Here is an 18,821-nt window from a genome sequence, read left to right on the forward strand (position 1 = left end):
AGCATTGCGTGCCCAACCTGAGGAGAGACATCATGACATCCGTGAAATTCCTGTCCGTCGCGGCGGCAGCCGCGCTTGCCGCGACAGCTGCTTTCGCAGCCCCTCCCGTCAAGGAAGTCGAAACCGCCAAGGGCAAGGTGCTTGCCGGCGAAAATGGCATGACCCTCTACACCTTCAAGAAAGACGCCAAGGGCGTTTCCAACTGCAACGGCGATTGCGCCAAGAACTGGCCGCCGCTGATGGCCGCTTCCGATGCCAAGGCCGATGGTGCATATTCGATCATCGACCGCAAGGATGGTAAGAAGCAATGGGCGAAGGACGGCATGCCGCTCTATTACTGGGTCAAGGACAAGAAAGCCGGCGACATCACCGGCGACGGCGTCGGCGGCAACTGGGAACTCGCCAAACCTTGATGGCAGAGGCTCTGATCGCAAGAGAGTCAGCGTGAAGACACCTGCACCCGAAACCTTCGAGGGCCAGATACTGGCCCTCCTCCCCTCGCTCAGGCGCTATTCGCGCAGCCTGACGCGCTCGGATGCCGACGGCGAGGACCTGCTGCAAGACTGTGTCGAGAAGGTCCTGACGCGCCGCGGCCAATGGCGCGGCCTCAATCTGCGCGGCTGGGTCCTGACTATCATGACGAACCTTTACCGCAACGGCCGGCGCGGCAAAGCGCGCGACGGTCTGGTCGAGCTCGACGCCGCGGACGATATGGCAGCGCCCGAACCGCCGACCGATCCGCTGGAGCGCGCCCGACTCAACGATGCGCTGAACAGCCTTTCGGAGGAGCACCGCGCCGTGCTGATGCTCGTCGTCATCGAGGGCTATAGCTACGGCGAGGTCGCCGCCGCGCTCGATATCCCGATCGGCACCGTCATGTCGCGCCTGTCGCGCGCCCGCCGGCGCGTCGCCGAGCATCTGAAGGCCGATAACGTCATTACGCTTCGGAGACCGAAATGAACGAGACCAACCCGATCGTCACCGAAGCCGATCTCCACGCCTATGCCGACGGCCAGTTGCCGCAAAGCTCGCGGGCCCGCATCGAGACCTACCTCGCGGACAACCCGGACGAAGCGGCGATGATCGCCGAATGGCAGGCGCAGAACGCAAACATCCGTTCCCTCTTTGCCGGGTACGAGAAGGCCAGGGACAGTGATCCTCTGCTCGTTGCGCCCTCACGCGCGGTCGCGCCCACGCGGAAGCGCTGGGCACTCGCCGCCGCGGCCCTCCTCGTCTTTGCGCTCGGCGCCGTCAGCGGGTATTATGGCCCGGCTCTTCTAGAAAAGCCGGAGCTGCAGCTTACCGGCTCAGAAACCTTCCCGAAACAGGCCGAGACCGCCTTTACCGTCTATGCCGCCGAGGTCCGTCATCCCGTCGAGGTCTTCGCCGACGAGGAAGCCCATCTCGCCACCTGGCTCGGCAAGCGCCTGGCGATCGAGAACCTCAAGATCCCGAACCTGCAGCCGCTCGGCTTCAAGCTGGTCGGCGGCCGCCTGCTGCCGGTCGACGGCCGGCCGGGCGCGATGTTCATGTACGAGAACCAGGCCGGCGAGCGCCTGACCGTCATGGTCGGCCGCAACAGGGAAAACCGCACGACGAGCTTCCGCTTCGCCTCATCGGGCAATCTCGAAACCTTCTACTGGATCGACGGCGAACTCGGTTATGCCGTCACCGGCGAAATCTCGCGCGAAGCGCTGCGCGCGGTGGCCGAGGAGTGCTATCGGCAGTTCCCGTCATGACGTTTAGCGCAGCGGATCGTTGGCAAGCTCGATCGGCTTGCCATGCGGCGTCGCTTCGGCCGCCCGCTGCCAGCTCTTCTGCAGGTCGAGGAGTAGGGATGCATCCGCCACGCCGCGACTGACCAGCAGGTCCGAGAGCGCCGCCACCCAGCAGTCGAAATAATCGCTGCCGTCCTCGGCTCGGCCTGGCTGATGCAATTCCCGCGAAAGGGTTTCGGCCCACTCGCTCCAGGAAAACAGCCCCTTCTCATGCAGATGCACGGTTATGGCGAAGGCTTCAGCCGCCCAAGGTTCAGGGAAAACAGGATCACCCTTCGGCGACTTCGGTAAACCCGGCGATTGCGAGAGCTGAGAGGGTATTTCACACACGCTCAAGATAGCTCTCCCATGCATCGATCGAGACCGTCAGCGACGGGTCGGCACCCTCACCCCAGAGCTCCGTGCCATCAAAGATGACGGTATAGAGCCATTGCGGGTTCTCGCCCTTGCTATGCGCATTGTCGTCGGGAAAGACGAAGGAACCCTGCACCGCTTCGACGATGCCGGTCTTGGCCCTGGCATAACGCGGCAAGCGCGTATGGGTGGCCGGATTGAAATTCCTCGTCCGCACCGTCTCGCCGACCGCAAATATCGGCGCGGCCTCGACAGGACGATTGCATGGCCCGCCTTTCGCGAGAACCGCCGGCACCATCTCGGCCTTCAGCACCCGTTTCGGCGTCGCGCCCTCCTGCAGCTTGCGCCCAGACAGCAACTCCTCGCGCGTCGCAAAACCGTGCCGTTCGAGCAGCGTTTCGACGCCGCGGATCCAGATCTCGTAATAGCTGGCGGCAAGATAATCGGCCGGCGGAATATTTTCGCGGGCATGCCGGCTCTCATCGATCGTCCAGGCGCCGAAAGCGCCGCAGGAAAGCGTGATGCCGAGAGCCCGCTTCTCCCAGTCGGCATGGAAAGAGGGCTCATCCTTTTCAGGGGCGATAGGCCCGAAACCCATCTGCCCGCCGAGATCGTGGGGTCCGTTCATGGCAGAGCCTCCGGACTGCCGGCAGCTGAAATTTTCGAGCTGCCCGCGATCGCCGTCCCGATCATCGCATCGCGGCTGACGAGATCGGCCAATGAGGTCTCATCCAACCCTTCCGTGCCCGCCGGCCGCTCGGGAATTACGAGATAACGCAGCTCCGCCGTCGAATCCCAGACGCGGACCTTTTTCTGCGCAGGCAGCACCAGCCCAAATTCGGCCAGTACGCCGCGCGGATCGATGACGGCGCGCGAGCGATAGGCCGGAGCCTTGTACCAGACCGGCGGCAGGCCGAGCACCGACCAGGGATAACAGGAGCAGAGCGTGCAGACGATCAGGTTATGGGTGTCGGGCGTATTGAAGACGGCGCGCATATGCTCGCCCTGCCGGCCGGTAAACCCAAGGCTCGCAATCGCCGCCGTCGCATCGCGTTTCAGCCAGTCCGCGAATTCGGGATTGCTCCATGCTTTCGCGACGACACGCGCACCGTTGCGCGGCCCCACCTTCCTCTCATAAGTCTCGACGATCGCATCGATTGCCCCCGGATCGATCAACCCCTTCTCCGTCAGCAGCGTCTCCAGCGCTTTGACGCGCGCCTGCATGTCGGAGTAGCGGTTGTCGTGGTGATGGTCGTAGTTGTGATGGTCGTCGTGATCATGGTCGTGCAATGGATGTTCTCCCATACGACAGATAGGTAGTGTCCGCTTCTTCTCTCGGCGGCGGCCCGGGCACCCCTTCTACCCCATGGGGAGAAGGTGGTCCGAAGGGTCGGATGAGGGGGCCATACGGCGACCCGTCATTGCGCTTCGCTTACGCTTCGCGCACCCGCGGCTTCGCCGCTCGCCCCCTCATCTGCCTGCCGGCATTTTCTCCCCGCTGGGGAGAAGGGGAATCGTTGCAAGGCCCCGCCCTTCTCAAAGTATCGCCCGTGGAAAGCAGCGCAAACATCCCCTTTTCTATCACACCCCACGCACCCGCCAACCCCTCCTATCCCCCTCAAACTTTTCCGCTAATCTCCAGCCATGAACATCCTGATTCTCGGCGCAACCGGTTTCATAGGCTCCGTCGTCGCGGCCCGGCTCGCGGCCGATGGGCATGCCGTGACCGGGCTCGGCCGCAATCCTGAGCGTGCGCGTTTGAAGCAGCCTGCGATAAACTGGCGGCGGGCCGATCTGTCCCGCATGACGAAGGCCGAGGACTGGGAGGATCTCCTGAAGGACCAGCATGCCGTCGTCAATTGCGCCGGCGCGCTGCAGGACGGCCTGTCGGATGATTTGGCAGCCACACAGGGAGATGCGATGCTGGCGCTCTATTCCGCTGCGAAACGCTCTCAGCCTTTGATCATCCAGATATCGGCAAGGACGGCGGGCGCGGCCGGCGATCTGCCTTTCCTCGCCACCAAGCGGCGGGCCGATGAGGCGCTGGCGGCAAGCGGCCTGCCCCACCTCATCCTGCGCCCTGCCCTCGTTCTCGGCCGCAATGCCCATGGCGGCTCGTCGCTCATCCGGGCGCTTGCCGCCTTCCCCTTGGCGCTGCCGCTCATCCACGCCGAAAGCGGGGTCGAAACCCTGTCGGTGGACGACGTGGTGGAAGCCGCGTCGCGGGCGGTTTCAGGCGATCTGCGCGGGGATATCGTTCTTGCCGCCAACGAGGTGCTGACGCTTGCCGATCTCGTCCACCTCCACCGGCAATGGCTGGGCCTGCCGCCGGTCCGCGTCTTTTCCCTTGCGCCTTGGCTTGCACGACCCGTGACCTGGCTCGCCGATGTCGCGGGCCTGCTCGGCTGGCGGTCGCCGCTGCGCTCGACGGCAATGACCGTCATGTCGGAAGGCATTAAAAGCGCGAAGGCGGAGAGCGGCCTTGCCGCGACATCAGCCGCGGCAACGCTTTCAGCCAATCCCTCCGGTGTGCAGGATCTCTGGTTCGCCCGGCTCTATCTGTTGAAACCGATCGTCATATCAGGCCTGTCGGCCTTCTGGCTGCTCTCAGGCCTGATCCCGCTGCTGGCGGTGCAGAAGGCCTCCGCCCACTTCCTGCCCTTCGTGCCGGACGCGGCCGCAACGGCGCTGACGCTTCTCACCTGCCTGATCGACATCGCGCTCGGCGCCGCCGTCCTTATCCGCCCGCTCGCCAAACGCGCCCTCCTCGGCATGCTGGCCGTCTCATTGGCCTATCTCACCGGCGGCACACTTCTCGAACCCGCCTTCTGGCTCGATCCGCTCGGCCCCCTCGTCAAGGTGCTGCCATCGATCCTGCTGACGCTCACGGCGCTTGCCACCTGGATGAACGCTGATGCTCGAGCAATGGCTGCTGCTTGCCCATGTGATCGGCGCAACCGTGCTCTTCGGCACCGGCGCCGGCATCGCCTTTTTCATGGTGATGGCGCACCGCACACGCGAGCCCGCGCTGATCGCCCATGTCGCCGCGACCGTCGTCATTGCCGACACCGTCTTCACGGCGACCGCCGCTCTTCTCCAACCGCTGAGTGGCTATCTCCTGGCGCGGTCGATCGGTTGGGACCTGTCGGAGGGCTGGATTGCGCTGTCACTGCTGCTTTATGTCGTCACCGGTCTGTTCTGGCTGCCGGTCGTCTGGATGCAGATCCGACTGCGCGACCTCGCCCGCGCCGCGGCAAGCTCGGGAAGCGCCCTGCCGCCCCACTATTACAGCCTCTACCGCATCTGGTTCGTTTTCGGCTTTCCGGCTTTCTCGGCCGTCCTCGGCATTTTCTGGCTGATGCTGACGAAACCGTCGATCGCTCTATTTTAGCATCGGCCAGAGGCTCGCCACCAGAAGCACGGCCATGGTGATATTGAACCACTTCAGCCGCACCGGATCGGAAAGCCATTCCCTGAGCGCCGAGCCGAAGCCTGCCCAGCTCGAGACGCTCGGCACGTTCACCACCGCGAAAGCCAGACCGACGGTCAACACGCTGACGAGATAAAGCTCCGGATTCGTATAGGTCGCCATTGCGGTGACCGCCATCACCCAGGCTTTCGGATTAATCCACTGGAAAGCCGCCGCCGAGACAAAGGACATCGGTGCCGCACCGCTCTTGCCTTCGCTGAGCGAACGCGACGAAGCGATTTTCCAGGCGATCCAGAAGAGATAGGCGCCGCCGGCGAATTTCAGCACGGTATAGAGCATGGGCATCGTGTGCAGCAGCGCGCCGAGCCCGAGACCAACGGCAATGAGTAGCGAGAAGAAGCCGGCGCCGATGCCGAACATATGCGGGACAGTCCTGCGGAAGCCGAAATTCACGCCCGAAGCGAAAAGCATCATATTGTTCGGCCCCGGCGTGATCGACGTCGTAAAGGCGAAGAGAACGAGAGCGAGAAACGTATCCAGCGGCATGAAACCTCCTGAAGCCGGCTTTTCCAGCAGCCCGCTCTATTTAGGTCAGCGTAACCGTCCTAAATCGCCGACACCAATACATCATTGTCATGGTGACAGGATTACTTGAAAGATAGCGGCGCAGCCCAATCTCCTGACCAGGATCAAGACCATGCAGGACGACCCTATCCCATCGATCACAATCCCGAACGGCGCGGAAGTGCCGGTGCTCGGCCAGGGAACCTGGGCCATGGGCGAGGATGCCGGCCATGCCAAGGCCGAGATCGAAAGCCTCAGAGCCGGTATCGATCTCGGCATGACGCTGATCGATACCGCCGAAATGTATGGCGACGGTGGCGCCGAGGAAATCGTCGGCCAGGCGGTCAGGGGACTGCGCGACGAGGTCTTCATCGTCAGCAAGGTCTATCCTTGGAATGCCAGCCTGAAAGGCACGATCGAGGCTTGCGAACACAGCCTCGAACGCCTCGGCACGGACCGCATCGATCTCTATCTCCTGCATTGGCGCGGCAACTATCCACTCGCCGAGACCGTCGCCGCCTTCGAAATGTTAAAGGCGTCGGGCAAGATCGGCGCCTGGGGCGTCTCCAACTTCGACACTGATGACATGGAGGAACTGCTTGGCGTGCCGGATGGCGTCAATGTCGCCGCCAACCAGGTGCTCTACAATCTCTCTCGCCGTGGCATTGAATTCGACCTCCTGCCCTGGTGCCAAAGCCGCGGCATTCCCGTCATGGCCTATTCGCCGATCGAGCAGGGCCATATCCTCCATCATCCGGAACTGATCCACATCGCCAAGGCCTACCAGGCGACACCCGCCCAACTGGCGCTCGCCTTCCTGCTGAAACGCGACGGCGTCATCGCCATCCCGAAGACCTCGAATGCCGAACGTGTTCGCGAAAACCGCGACTGTGTCTCGCTCGATATCACCGACGACGATTGGGAAGCGCTCGACGCTGCCTTCCCGCCGCCAGCCGGGAAAAAGCCGCTGGAGATGCTGTGATCTACAGCGGCTGCCAGTCGGCTTCATCCACCTCGACGTTGCGTTTCGCACGTCCCCTCGCCGCGTTTACGGGAGAAGTAGGGTGAGGGGCAGCTAATCGGCACGGACTAACAGCGGTAGCAGGCTCACATCCCCTGCGCGCCACGGTTCATGGCAGCAATGCCGGTACGGCAGACTTCGATCAGGCCGAGCGGCTTCATGATCGCGATGAACTGGTCGATCTTGGAGGATTTGCCCGTTATCTCCAGAATGAAGTGATCGATCGTCGCGTCCACCACCTTGGCGTGGAAGGCATCAGCAAGCCGTAGCGTCTCGGCGCGTGTTTCGCCCTCGCCGATCACCTTGACCAACGCAACTTCCCGCTCGATCGGCCGGTCCTGGCCGAGTTCGCGGGCCCGCACCGTCAGATCGACGACGCGGTGAACAGGGACGATGCGTTCGAGCTGCGCCTTGATCTGCTCCAGCACATGAGGCGTGCCGCGCGTTACGATGGTGATGCGGGACAGATGCGCCTGGTGCTCGGTCTCGGAGACCGTTAAGCTCTCGATATTGTAGCCACGGCCGGAGAACAGGCCGATGACGCGGGCAAGGACGCCGGGCTCGTTGTCGACGAGAACCGAAAGTGTATGGCTCTCGACTGCGGTCGTTTCCGGAGAGATGAAATAGGCAGAGCCCGTGGGCTGAAGATGTGCGTTCATGGTCCTGGGTTCCTACCTTATCGTTATACGAGCTGACGGCCCTTGGCGTCGATCGCGTTGGCGACGGCTTCGTCGGTGGCTTCGTCGGGCAGCAGCATTTCATTATGCGCCTTGCCGGAGGGGATCATCGGGAAGCAGTTGGCGAGATTGGCGACGCGGCAATCGAAGATGACCGGCTTCTTGACTTCGATCATCTCGATAATGGCGTCGTCGAGCTCGTCCGGCTTTTCGCAGCGCAGTCCGACCGCACCATAGGCTTCCGCAAGCTTGACGAAATCGGGCATCGCTTCCGTATAGGAGTGCGACAGGCGGTTGCCGTGCAGCAGTTGCTGCCACTGTCGCACCATGCCCATATACTGGTTGTTCATGATGAAGATCTTGATCGGCGCGTCGTACTGGATCGCCGTCGACATTTCCTGAATGCACATCTGGATCGAGGCATCGCCGGCGATATCGATGACGAGGCTTTCGGGATGGGCGATCTGCACGCCGAGGGCCGCCGGCAGGCCGTAGCCCATCGTGCCGAGGCCTCCTGAGGTCATCCAGCGGTTCGGCTGTTCGAAGCCGAAGAACTGCGCCGCCCACATCTGGTGCTGGCCGACTTCGGTCGTGATGTAGGTGTCGCGGTCCTTGGTATGCGCATAGAGCCGCTCCAGCGCATATTGCGGCATGATCACATCATTGCTCTTGGTATAAGCAAAGGAATTGCGCGCCCGCCAGCGGGCGATATCGCTCCACCAATCCTCGAGGCGGCCCTTCTCCGGCCTCTTCGGCAGCGCCCGCCACAGGCGGACCATGTCTTCGAGGACATGGCCGACATCTCCGCGGATGCCGATGTCGACGCGGACGTTCTTGTTGATCGAGGACGGATCGATATCGATATGGATCTTCTTCGAATTAGGCGAGAAGGCGTTGAGACGGCCGGTGATGCGGTCGTCGAAGCGGGCGCCGATGCAGACCATGACATCGCAATCATGCATCGCCATGTTTGCTTCGTAGGAGCCGTGCATGCCGAGCATCTTCAGCCAGTTCTTGCCCGAAGCCGGATAGGCGCCGAGGCCCATCAGCGTCGAAGTGATCGGGAAATCGGTGAGTTCGACCAGCTCGCGCAGCAGCTTGGAGGCCTCGGGACCGGAATTGACGACGCCGCCGCCCGAATAGATGATCGGACGGCGCGCATTCGCCATCATCTCGATCGCCGCATGGATCTGGTTGAGGTCGCCCTGGATCTTCGGCTGGTAGCTCTTCTGGATCGCGTAATCGGCGGGCGGCGTGTAGGTGCCGGTCGCAAACTGCACGTCCTTCGGAATGTCGACGACGACGGGGCCTGGACGGCCGGACTGGGCGATGCGGAAGGCCTCATGAATGATGGCGGCGAGTTGGTTGACATCCTTGACCAGCCAGTTGTGCTTGGTGCAGGGCCGGGTGATGCCGACCGTGTCGCATTCCTGGAAGGCGTCGGAGCCGATCAGTGGGGTCGGAACCTGGCCGGTCAGGCAGACGAGCGGGATCGAATCCATCAGCGCATCCTGCAGCGGCGTGACCGCATTGGTGGCGCCAGGACCAGAGGTCACCAGCATGACGCCGACCTTGCCTGTGGAGCGGGCGTAGCCTTCGGCCGCATGGCCGGCCCCCTGCTCGTGGCGAACGAGAATGTGCTTGATCTCGTCCTGCTGGAAGATCTCGTCATAGATCGGCAGAACCGCGCCGCCGGGATAGCCGAAGATATGTTCGACGCCGTTATCCTTCAGCGCCTTGAGAACGATCTCCGCTCCCGTCATCCGATTGCCTGCCGCCTGATTGTCCGTGCTCATCTGTGTCTGTTCCGTTTGATGCTGGATTTGCGATTGTGGCCGGGAGCCCGATTTCGGGCACAAAAAAAGGCCCCGGAGGAGCCTGTCATCTAGCGCATGGGTGGCTGTCGCCGGATGGTTACACCATCCTGCCCATGCGCCTTCCCACCACGATAAGAGCCGTTGCGATTTTCATGGCCGGCAGTGATAGACAGAAAATTTCGCAGCGTCAACGCATGCCGCAACAAAAAACTGCCCTGGGCCCCCGCCTCCCAAAATCGATAGGATGAAGGATTTGTTAAAGGATCGACTTTATCCTTTAACGCTACCGCAGGGAGTAGCCTTTGCTCAACAACGACTTGCGCATGTCTGGCAAGGCAGGCGAGCACGATCGACGCGACGGCCATACGCCGGGAAATCGCTTTCTCGGCCGCGTCGTTGCATGCAGCGGCTCCAGGGCCACGATTGCCGCTGTCGCCGTTGAGGGCGGCACCGATCTTACAGAACTCTGGTCCGTCGGCCGGCTGATTTCGATCAGCGTCGGCCGCAACCGTGTCGTCGCCCTGGTCTATCAAATGAACACCGGCAGTCATGCCTGGGGCGAAGGCGAGGACAATAAGTTCAGGATCGAGACCGAGCTTCTCGGCGAAGTCCGAGTCGATGAGGACGGGCGCGAGGAATTTTCGACCGGCATCTCACGTTATCCCTATCTCGGCGCCATCGCCCATCGCATCCGCGCCGCCGACCTGATGCGCATCTACGATGCCGGAACGGGGACGACCGCCGTCATCGGCAAGCTGACGCAGGATGAAAGCATCGATGCGGCGATCCACATCCCGTCAATGCTCTCCAAGCATTTCGCCGTCGTCGGCTCGACCGGCGTCGGCAAGTCGACCGCCGTATCGCTACTTTTGCACAAGGCGATCGCGGCCGATCCGAAGCTGCGCGTGCTGATCCTCGATCCGCACAATGAATTCGCCGCCGCCTTTCCCAAGCACGCCGTCACCATCGATACGGATACGCTCGACCTGCCCTTCTGGCTGATGCGGCTGGAGGAATTTGCCGAAGTCGTCTTTCGCGGCCGCCCGCCCGTACCCGAAGAGCTCGACATGCTGCGCGACATCATGCCGGAGGCCAAACGCGCCTTCCGCGGCAGCGACAACTCGCTGGTGCGCCGCACGACGGAAAAGAGCTCGATCACCGCCGATACGCCGGTTCCCTACCGCATGGCCGATCTGCTGGCGCTGATCGACGAGCGCATCGGCCGCCTGGAAGGCCGGGCGGAAAAGCCCTCCCTGCGGTCGCTCAAGATGCGCCTCATCGCCGCGATCAACGATCCGCGCTATCACTTCATGTTCTCCAACAACACGATCAGCGACACGATCACCGATACCATCGCGCAGATCTTCCGCATCCCCGGAGATAACAGACCAATCTGCACTTTCCAGCTTGCCGGCATTCCCTCCGAAGTCGTTAATTCGGTCGCCTCCGTGCTTTGCCGCATGGCTTTCGAAGTGGCGTTGTGGAGTGACGGCGCCATCCACATGCTCGTCGTCTGCGAGGAAGCCCACCGCTACATCCCGTCCGATCCGAACCTCGGCTTCATCCCTACGCGCCAGGCGATCGCCCGCATCGCCAAGGAGGGCCGTAAATACGGTGTCTCGCTGGGCATCATCACTCAGCGGCCCGGCGAGCTCGACCAGACGATCCTGTCACAGTGCTCGACGCTCTTTGCCATGCGCCTTGCCAATGACCGTGACCAGGAAATCATTCGTTCAGCCATCCCGAATTCATCGATCTCGACGACGAGCTTCATCTCCTCGATCGGCAACGGTGAGGCGATCGCCTTCGGCGAGGCGATTAGCGTGCCGATGCGGATGCGCTTCTCCCGTGTTGAAGAGAACCTCCTGCCGAAGGCCGCCAGCGCCAACAGCAAGCATAGCGAGGAAGATCCCGATACGGTCGATTTGCGCAAGATCGTCACCCGCATGCGGGCGGTGACCGTCGGGCCTGACATTTCGAATTTTCAGCAGAGCGTTGCGGCATCCATGCCAGATTTCGACGAGGCGCAGGAAACCGACGACGCTTTCGATGCCAAACCCGTTACCCCGTCGGCACCGGCTTCGGCGCCACTCCAATCCTACCGGCGCGAATTGCTGCCGCAGGCGCCGCGGCTGGACCCGGCCGAACCGGCCCCGATCGATCCGCGGCTGGACGCGCTGCGCCGCGAACTGCGTCGCGAGGAGCCGGTGTTTCCTCGGCCAGCGCCGCCGACCGACCAGCCGCAGATCACCCGCCGGGAACCCGGCCCGTCTCTGCGTGAAAGCATCCTAAAAAAGCCGCTGAGCAGCCTTTACAACAAGGATTGATGCTCCAGCGCGATCAACAGCCGGGCAGCATCGAGCACACGCTGGCGATCCGCCGGCCCAAGCGGCAGCAGCGGCCGGGGAAGTTCCGACCGAACGCCAAGGAGATGCTCGGCCAGCATATAGACCACGCGAATGCTTCCATACGCCTTGAACACGTCCCAGAGCGGCTGCAGAAGATCATCGAGCCGGCGCGCCTCTCCGCCGTTGCCGGCGATCGCGGCCTTGGTCAGAGCGAGCGCTACGCGGGGAAGAAGCCCGCCGATAACGCTGTACCAAGCGTCTGCGCCTGCAAGCAGTGCCTCCGCCGCACCCCAATCGCCGCTGTAGCCGATCGCGAGATCGGTCTTTTCCCGTAACGTCGCAAGCTCCCCAAGCAAATCGCCGTCTGCCGGCAGCGGCATTTTCACCGCCTTGATCGTCTCGATATCGGAGAGGCGCTGCAGAAGCTCGCGGCTGAAGATGAAGTGCGTCGTGCCGGGATTGTTGTAGATGCAGAGCGGCAGTCTGGTTGCCTTGGCCACAGCGAGGAAGTGCTGGTAGGCCTCTTCCTGGGTCAGCGGCGTGTAGGAAACAGGCGCAAGCAGAAGCGCATCCGCGCCGGCAGCCTCGGCGTCCCTGGCGAGATCCACGGCATGATCCGTCCTCAGGGCGCCTGCCCCGACGAGGAGTGGAACACGGCCGTTGACGCATTCGACCGCCGCTTTGACGGCCCGCAGCCGCTCCTCGCGCGTGAGATAGGCGTAAATCCCGGTGCTGCCGAGAAGGCCGATGGAGGCCACACCTGACTCGCACAGGGGGGCCAGCAAGCGGCAGAGCCCCTCAACGTCGACCCGGCCATCGGGATCGGCAGGCGTCGGCGGAAAGGCCGAGAGGCCATGGAACGTAGAAATGGCAGGCATGATGCGATCCTGAAAGGCAGTTGATTGGCAACGAGCCAGACGATATCGCCTCATGCTAAAGCGTCAATCGCTCCCAGCTTTCGTCCATCTGATTGCGGAACCAGGTCATTTGCCGCTTGGCATATTGCCGTGTCGCCGCAGCCCCCTTCTCCAGCACCTCATCGCGCGTCATCTCGCCCTTCAGCATCGCCGCGATCTGCGACACACCGATGGCCTTCATGACGGGCGCCTCGGCCGGCAGGTCGAGCGCAAGCAGCGCCTTCACCTCGTCTTCCGCACCCTGTTGCAGCATCTTCTCGAAACGGCCATTGATGCGAGCATGCAGCACCGCCCGGTCCGGCAGAACAACTATCTTGCGGGCCTCGTCGGCATCGATCACCACAGGCCCGGACCGGACCTGGAAATCGGCGATCGAGCGTCCCGTTGCTTTGATTACCTCCAGCGCCCGGACGATGCGCTGGCCGTCCTGGCGGTTGAGGCTGGCCGCCATGGCGGGATCGGCGTCGCAAAGCTCAAGGTAGAGCGCACCCGGCCCCTCCTCCACGAGTCGCGTGCGCAAGTCTTCCCGCAGTACCTCCGGTATATCAGGCATCTCGGAGAGACCGCCGGTCAGCGCCTTGAAGTAAAGCCCGGTGCCGCCGACGAAAACCGGTAGCTGCCCGGCGGCCCTGAGCGCCGGCAAAAGCGCCGAGACATCGCGCAGCCAGGCGCCTGTGGAATAGCCGGCCCCCGCCGGCACGTGACCGTAGAGATGATGCGGCACGCCTTGCATCTCCTCTTCCGACGGACGCGCGGTCAGCACCCGCAGCGTATCGTAGACCTGCATGCTGTCGGCATTGACGACCGCGCCGTCATGGCGCTTGGCCAATTCCACCGCAAGGGCGGACTTGCCGCTGGCGGTCGGCCCGGTTATCAGGATCGCGTTCTCTACGCTCAGAAGGTTTTCCATCATGGCCCTCGTTGCCACGCTTGTTGCCAATCCGTCAAATCCTGTGCTTACTCCCGGCATTGCCGAACAAGCGGCCGAGGCAGTAACCGCTTCCGGCCTCTACTGGCTGGCCGACGGCGTTGCCTGCGACATCGCACTGCGCGACGGCGCGGATGCGCAAGCAGCCGAGGCCAATCTTCTCGCCGTCATATCGAGCGCCCCCATCGACCTCGTCATCCAGGAGCAGGACAGCCGCCGCAAGAAGCTGCTGATCGCCGACATGGATTCGACGATGATCGGCCAGGAATGCATCGACGAACTCGCCGCCGAAGTGGGCCTGAAGGAGAAGGTCGCCGACATCACCGCCCGCGCCATGAATGGCGAGATCGCCTTTGAGCCCGCCCTGCGTGAGCGCGTCGCCCTCTTGAAAGGACTGCCGATCTCGGTTGTCGACGAGGTCATCGCCAAGCGCATCACGCTGACGCCGGGAGGGCCGGAGCTGATCGCCACGATGAAATCGAAAGGTCATTACACCGCCCTCGTCTCCGGCGGCTTCACCGTCTTTACCAGCCGCATCGCCGCCACTCTTGGCTTCGACGAAAACCGCGCCAATACGCTGCTGGACGAGGATGGCATTCTGTCCGGCTTCGTCGCCGAACCTATCCTCGGCAAGCAGGCAAAGGTGGATGCGCTGAACGAGATTTCAGCAAGCCTCGGCATTTCGCCACAGGAGGCAATCGCCGTCGGCGACGGCGCCAATGATCTCGGCATGCTGCAGCTCGCCGGCTCCGGCGTCGCCCTCCACGCCAAGCCCACTGTCGCCGCTCAGGCGCAGATGCGCATCAATCACGCCGACCTGACGGCACTTCTTTATATCCAGGGTTATCGGAAGACCGATTTCGTGATGGGTTAAGAAGGCCGAAACGCGCCCCTCCTCCCGCATTCCTGCGCTCGTCACAGGAATGCGGGAGGAGTTGAGCGAGAACAGGAAGGCGGCACCTGGTCGCCACCGCCGCAGTACTCCTATTCCATCGGCACCGCAACGAACCGCAGATCGCCGTTTGCCGATGCGATCATCAGCTGGGCGTTGCGGCGCCCTTCCTGTTTCAGCGATTTCACCTTGGCCGCGACCGCATCCGGGGATTTCATGAACTCCTGTGCCACCTCGACGATAACATCCCCTGGCTTCAACCCCTTTTCGGCCGAGGCGGAGCCGGCCTCCACCTCCGTCACGACGACGCCGTCGACGCTTTCGGCGATGCCGAAAGCCTTGCGTGTTTCGGGACTGAGGAGCGACAGCGACAATCCGAGCACGTTCTTCGGCATGGCCGCATCCGGCGATACCTGGCCCTGTTGGTGCTGGTCCGGCGCCGGTGTGCCCGGTGCGGGCGCTGCCTGATCGCCAGTATCCGGCTGATCCATATCGTCGTTTTCGTCGGGATCAGGGGTGATCACGCCATCCGGCGCTGCATCGCCGGATGCCGCCTGATCGCTGTCTTCGAGCCGGCCGAGCTTCACCTTGACGGTCTGCTCCTTGCCGTCGCGCAGCACCACGACGTCGACTTCTTTTCCGACCGTGCTTTCCGCCACGACGCGCGGCAGGTCGCGCATTTCATTGACCGCCTTGCCGTCGAATTTCAGAATGACGTCGCCCGCCTTGATCGAGCCGTCGTCGACGGGACCGCCCTTGATGACGCCGGCGACCAGCGCGCCCTTGGCGGTGTCGAGCCCGAGACTGTCGGCGATGTCGTCGGTCACCGGCTGGATGCGCACGCCGAGCCAGCCGCGCCGCGTCTCGCCATACTGGCGCAACTGCTCGACGACGCCGGAAGCAAGTTCGGACGGTACCGAGAAGCCGATGCCGATCGAGCCGCCGCTCGGCGAGATGATCGCCGTGTTGATGCCGATCACTTCACCCTTCATGTTGAAGAGCGGGCCGCCGGAATTGCCCTTGTTGATCGCCGCATCCGTCTGGATGAAGTTGTCGTAGGGGCCGGCATTGATGTTGCGGCCGCGCCCGGAAATGATGCCGACCGTCACCGAACCGCCGAAGCCGAACGGATTGCCGATCGCCATGACCCAGTCGCCGATGCGCATCTCGCTGGAGTCGCCGAATTTCACCGATTTCAGCGGTGTCTTCGGCTCGACCTTCAACACGGAAAGATCGGTCTTCGTATCCGTGCCGATCAGCTTCGCCTTGAGCTTCGAGCCGTTGGCGAAATTGACCTCGATGTCGTCGGCGCCCTCGATCACATGGTTGTTGGTCACGATATAGCCGGCCGGATCGATGACGAAACCGGACCCAAGCGAGCTGACATTATGGTTGGGGCCCTTGTTGCCCTGCTGTTTGTTGAAGAAGTCGTTGAAGAACTCCTGGAATGGTGACCCGTCAGGGGCGCGCGGCGCCGGACCGACCCCTTCGTCATCCTTCACATTCTGCGAGGTCGAGATATTGACCACAGCATCGAGCAACCCTTCCGCCAGGTCGGCAACGGAAGCCGGACCGTTGGTCGGCACGACGGTCTGAACCGGTGGCGTCTGCTGCGGCGTGGTAGATGCAGGTGGCGTGGGAGCAGCCGGAACAGGCGCGGCAACCCCGGGCGCTGCTGTTTCAGGCGTGGTTTGCGCAAAAGCAACCCCGCTCACGCCGGCTTGCGCCAGGATGGTGGCGCTGGCCAGAAGCGCGAGCGTTCGTCTGAAGGGCAAGCGAATCGTCGGGGCCATCAAGCTTCCTCATAAGGCGTAAATGCGCATATTCAGCACCAGCATAAGGCGGAATGATGGAGGGTGAAATCACCTTTTCGCGAAATCCCCGTGCAATCTGACGGACCATCACAAAAGCCCGGCCTTACCTCTTGAAATCGAAAGGGCCGGCGCTGGGCCGACCCTTTCTCGATCTTGGAGGGAAACAGATCCCGGTGCTTTCAGTTCGCCGGCTGGGCTGGCGCCGGAGCGGTTGTTCCGGGCGTTGCGGGAGCCGACGCAGCCGAGCTCGCCGGCGCGGCGCCGGCAGCCTTGTTGAAGTAGCGGAAGAATTCCGAATCCGGCGACAGAACAAGCGTTGTGTCCTGCGACGAAAGCGTCGCCGCATAGGCCGCCATCGAGCGGTAAAACTCGAAGAAACCCGGGTCCCTTGAGAATGCCTCGGCGAAGACGCGGTTGCGTTCGGCATCGCCCTGGCCACGCAGGATCTCGGAGTCGCGTTGTGCGCCGGCAGTCAGCTCAACGACCTGGCGGTCGGCGATGGCGCGGCGGCGCTGGCCTTCCTCAGTGCCCTGCGCCCTCAGCAGTTCGGCCTCCGCCAGTCGCTCGGCCCGCATGCGGTTGTACGTGCGCTCGGAAACATCCTGAGTGAGGTCCGTCCGGCTGATGCGCACGTCGTCGAGCGTGATTCCGAGCGTCTCCGCATCGGCTTGGAGTTCGTTGCGAACCTCGAGCATCATCGCCACCCGTTCCCGGGAGAGCGCGGCTTCGATGCTGCGCACGCCGTAGACCCTGCGCAAGGCGGAATCGAGGCGCGTGCGAAGCCGCGCTTCTGCCGCCTCCCTGTCGCCCGAAACGGTTTCGCGGAAGCGGCGTGCGTCGTTGATACGGTAGATGAGGAAGGCATTTACCTCATAAAATGCGCCGCCGGAAACCTGGACACGGATATTGTCAAGATCGAAGCGCAGTTCCTGCTTCGGCACGTATTGCACCCTGTCCGCATCGGCAAAAGCGAAAGGCAGCTTGAAATAGATGCCAGGGTCAGTCTTGACCGACTGGATTTCACCGAAGCGAACGACGATGGCCTGTTCGCGGGCACTCACCACGAAGACCGAGGAATAGACCCCGACCAGCACGACCGCCAGGAGGATCAGAATTACCGGAAGTCTGTTCGACATGGGTCTCAGCCTCCCTGCTGCTGTTGTTGCTGCGTCGGCCTGCCGACCTCATTGAGAGGCAGATAAGGCACGGCGCCCGCCTTTTGGTCTATGATCACTTTCTTGGAACCCTTCAGCACCTGTTCCATCGTTTCCAGGAACAGCCGCTCCCGCGTCACGTCAGGAGCCTTGGAATATTCGTCGTAGATCGAAACGAAGCGTTGCGCTTCACCTTCAGCCTCCTTGACGATCCGGTCCTTATAGGCCGCTGCTGCTTCGCGGATGCGGGCCGCGTCACCGCGGGCCTGGCCAAGCTTCTGGTTGGCGTACTGGTTCGCCTCCTCCACGAGGCGCTGCTTGTCCTGATCGGCACGCTGCACTTCCTCGAAGGCATCGGCCACGTCGCGCGGCGGTGCGACGTCCTCGATCGTCACGCGGTTGATCGCAATGCCGGCGCCATAGCGATCCATCGTATCCTGGATGATGTTGCGCACTTCGGTTTCGATCGGTCCGCGATTGTCACGGAAGGCATCTTGTGCCGGGCGCCGGCCGACGATTTCGCGCATGGCGCTTTCGGAAACCTGCTGCAGCGTTTCAGCCGGATTTTCGAGACGGAAAAGATAGGATTTCGGGTCATTGATCGTGTAGAGCACGGAGAACTGCACGTTGACGATGTTCTGGTCGCCGGAAAGCATCAGTCCAGCCGTCGAATTGCTGTTGTTGCGTCCGCCGATATTCTGCTGCTGCTCGGTCACCTTCACGATCTCGACCGCGTCCATCGGCCAGATGCGGAAATGCAGGCCGGGCATGGAAATTTCTTCTCTCGGCTTGCCGAAGCGCAGCTCGACGCCGCGTTCGTCCGGCTGGACGGTGTAGACGCACTGGATCAGCCAGAAAACAGCGACGATCGCCACGACGATCGCCGCCACGCCACCATTGAAACCGCCGGGAACGATATTGCGCAGCTGATCCTGACCGCGCCGGATGATGTCTTCCAGATCAGGCGGTCCGCCCTTGCCGCCACGTGGGCGGTTCGGCCCTTGGCCCCATGGTCCCTGATTGTTACCGCCGCCGCCCCAAGGGCCGCCGCCGCCATTCTGATTGCTCCAGGGCATCAAAACCTCGTTGTTCGTTAAGTCTTCCCCGCATTCGGGACCGTGGGGGCT

18 protein-coding genes and 1 pseudogene are annotated in these 18,821 nt (G+C 62.7%); 8 read left to right on the forward strand and 11 right to left on the reverse strand.

Annotated elements, in window-relative coordinates; translation table 11 throughout:
• Positions 1-32 precede the first annotated feature (32 nt).
• The 3 genes from NMA58_RS13045 to NMA58_RS13055 are packed head-to-tail and all read left to right on the forward strand — an operon-like array spanning position 33 to position 1,739.
• Positions 33-413 carry a COG4315 family predicted lipoprotein gene (locus NMA58_RS13045; RefSeq protein WP_434710440.1) on the forward strand — a complete coding sequence of 127 codons (381 nt, stop codon included), beginning with the start codon at positions 33-35 and terminating at the stop codon, positions 411-413.
• Between the two features lie 31 nt (positions 414-444).
• Positions 445-960 carry an RNA polymerase sigma factor gene (locus NMA58_RS13050; protein ID WP_434710442.1) on the forward strand — a complete coding sequence of 172 codons (516 nt, stop codon included), beginning with the start codon at positions 445-447 and terminating at the stop codon, positions 958-960.
• Positions 957-1,739: an anti-sigma factor family protein gene (locus NMA58_RS13055; protein WP_434710444.1), complete on the forward strand. Its 783-nt coding sequence runs from the start codon at positions 957-959 to the stop codon at positions 1,737-1,739. Before NMA58_RS13050 ends, NMA58_RS13055 begins: the two co-directional genes overlap by 4 nt.
• Positions 1,740-1,742: 3 nt before the next feature.
• Here the strand turns inward: NMA58_RS13055 and NMA58_RS13060 are convergent, their stop codons facing one another.
• The 3 genes from NMA58_RS13060 to nthA are packed head-to-tail and all read right to left on the reverse strand — an operon-like array spanning position 1,743 to position 3,437.
• Positions 1,743-2,114 (reverse strand): nitrile hydratase accessory protein, encoded by a 372-nt coding sequence (locus tag NMA58_RS13060; RefSeq protein ID WP_434710446.1) that lies wholly within the window; start codon positions 2,112-2,114, stop codon positions 1,743-1,745.
• On the reverse strand, positions 2,101-2,760 hold the full coding sequence (gene nthB / locus NMA58_RS13065; protein ID WP_434710448.1) for a nitrile hydratase subunit beta: 660 nt from the start codon (positions 2,758-2,760) through the stop codon (positions 2,101-2,103). The genes NMA58_RS13060 and nthB overlap by 14 nt, the downstream gene beginning before the upstream one ends.
• Positions 2,757-3,437 (reverse strand): nitrile hydratase subunit alpha, encoded by a 681-nt coding sequence (gene nthA / locus NMA58_RS13070; RefSeq protein WP_434710450.1) that lies wholly within the window; start codon positions 3,435-3,437, stop codon positions 2,757-2,759. The genes nthB and nthA overlap by 4 nt, the downstream gene beginning before the upstream one ends.
• Before the next feature lie 339 nt (positions 3,438-3,776).
• Between nthA and NMA58_RS13075 the strand changes: the two are divergent.
• Both NMA58_RS13075 and NMA58_RS13080 read left to right on the forward strand, forming a co-directional pair.
• Positions 3,777-5,033, forward strand: a pseudogene (locus NMA58_RS13075) (SDR family oxidoreductase); the annotation flags it as partial.
• Between the two features lie 13 nt (positions 5,034-5,046).
• Positions 5,047-5,523, forward strand: coding sequence for a DUF2269 family protein (locus tag NMA58_RS13080; protein ID WP_434713418.1), 477 nt, complete (start codon positions 5,047-5,049; stop codon positions 5,521-5,523).
• On the opposite strand, the gene NMA58_RS13085 is transcribed toward NMA58_RS13080, so the two are convergent.
• Positions 5,515-6,108, reverse strand: coding sequence for a LysE family translocator (locus NMA58_RS13085; RefSeq protein ID WP_434710452.1), 594 nt, complete (start codon positions 6,106-6,108; stop codon positions 5,515-5,517). The two genes, NMA58_RS13080 and NMA58_RS13085, sit on opposite strands and share 9 nt — an antisense overlap.
• 151 nt (positions 6,109-6,259) lie before the next feature.
• Between NMA58_RS13085 and NMA58_RS13090 the strand changes: the two genes are divergently transcribed.
• Positions 6,260-7,108, forward strand: coding sequence for an aldo/keto reductase (locus NMA58_RS13090; protein ID WP_434710454.1), 849 nt, complete (start codon positions 6,260-6,262; stop codon positions 7,106-7,108).
• Between the two features lie 125 nt (positions 7,109-7,233).
• On the opposite strand, the gene ilvN is transcribed toward NMA58_RS13090, so the two are convergent.
• Positions 7,234-7,806 (reverse strand): acetolactate synthase small subunit, encoded by a 573-nt coding sequence (ilvN, locus tag NMA58_RS13095; protein ID WP_011426035.1) that lies wholly within the window; start codon positions 7,804-7,806, stop codon positions 7,234-7,236.
• 23 nt (positions 7,807-7,829) lie between these two features.
• Positions 7,830-9,620 (reverse strand): acetolactate synthase 3 large subunit, encoded by a 1,791-nt coding sequence (locus tag NMA58_RS13100; protein ID WP_097597997.1) that lies wholly within the window; start codon positions 9,618-9,620, stop codon positions 7,830-7,832.
• Between the two features lie 323 nt (positions 9,621-9,943).
• On the opposite strand from NMA58_RS13100, the gene NMA58_RS13105 reads away from it, so the two are divergent.
• A complete protein-coding gene (locus NMA58_RS13105; protein ID WP_430958358.1) occupies positions 9,944-11,968 on the forward strand; it encodes an ATP-binding protein in 2,025 nt (674 codons plus the stop codon).
• On the opposite strand, the gene NMA58_RS13110 is transcribed toward NMA58_RS13105, so the two are convergent.
• On the reverse strand, positions 11,953-12,867 hold the full coding sequence (locus NMA58_RS13110; RefSeq protein ID WP_434710457.1) for a dihydrodipicolinate synthase family protein: 915 nt from the start codon (positions 12,865-12,867) through the stop codon (positions 11,953-11,955). The two genes, NMA58_RS13105 and NMA58_RS13110, sit on opposite strands and share 16 nt — an antisense overlap.
• Positions 12,868-12,922: 55 nt before the next feature.
• Positions 12,923-13,819 (reverse strand): tRNA (adenosine(37)-N6)-dimethylallyltransferase MiaA, encoded by an 897-nt coding sequence (miaA, locus tag NMA58_RS13115; protein WP_430958356.1) that lies wholly within the window; start codon positions 13,817-13,819, stop codon positions 12,923-12,925.
• Between miaA and serB the strand changes: the two genes are divergently transcribed.
• A complete protein-coding gene (serB, locus tag NMA58_RS13120; protein WP_221112248.1) occupies positions 13,818-14,708 on the forward strand; it encodes a phosphoserine phosphatase SerB in 891 nt (296 codons plus the stop codon). The genes miaA and serB overlap by 2 nt on opposite strands.
• A gap of 110 nt (positions 14,709-14,818) precedes the next feature.
• Here serB and NMA58_RS13125 read toward each other — a convergent pair whose 3' ends face one another.
• The 3 genes from NMA58_RS13125 to hflK form a co-directional block, all read right to left on the reverse strand.
• Positions 14,819-16,519: a DegQ family serine endoprotease gene (locus tag NMA58_RS13125; RefSeq protein WP_097597993.1), complete on the reverse strand. Its 1,701-nt coding sequence runs from the start codon at positions 16,517-16,519 to the stop codon at positions 14,819-14,821.
• 200 nt (positions 16,520-16,719) lie between these two features.
• Positions 16,720-17,676, reverse strand: coding sequence for a protease modulator HflC (gene hflC / locus NMA58_RS13130; RefSeq protein WP_430958355.1), 957 nt, complete (start codon positions 17,674-17,676; stop codon positions 16,720-16,722).
• A 5-nt stretch (positions 17,677-17,681) separates the two neighbouring features.
• Entirely contained in the window at positions 17,682-18,770 is a 1,089-nt protein-coding gene (hflK, locus tag NMA58_RS13135; RefSeq protein WP_011426043.1) for an FtsH protease activity modulator HflK, read from the reverse strand.
• Between the last annotated feature and the right edge of the window lie 51 nt (positions 18,771-18,821).

The sequence above is a fragment of the Rhizobium sp. YTUHZ045 genome, from assembly GCF_051124255.1.
Taxonomy (GTDB): domain Bacteria; phylum Pseudomonadota; class Alphaproteobacteria; order Rhizobiales; family Rhizobiaceae; genus Rhizobium.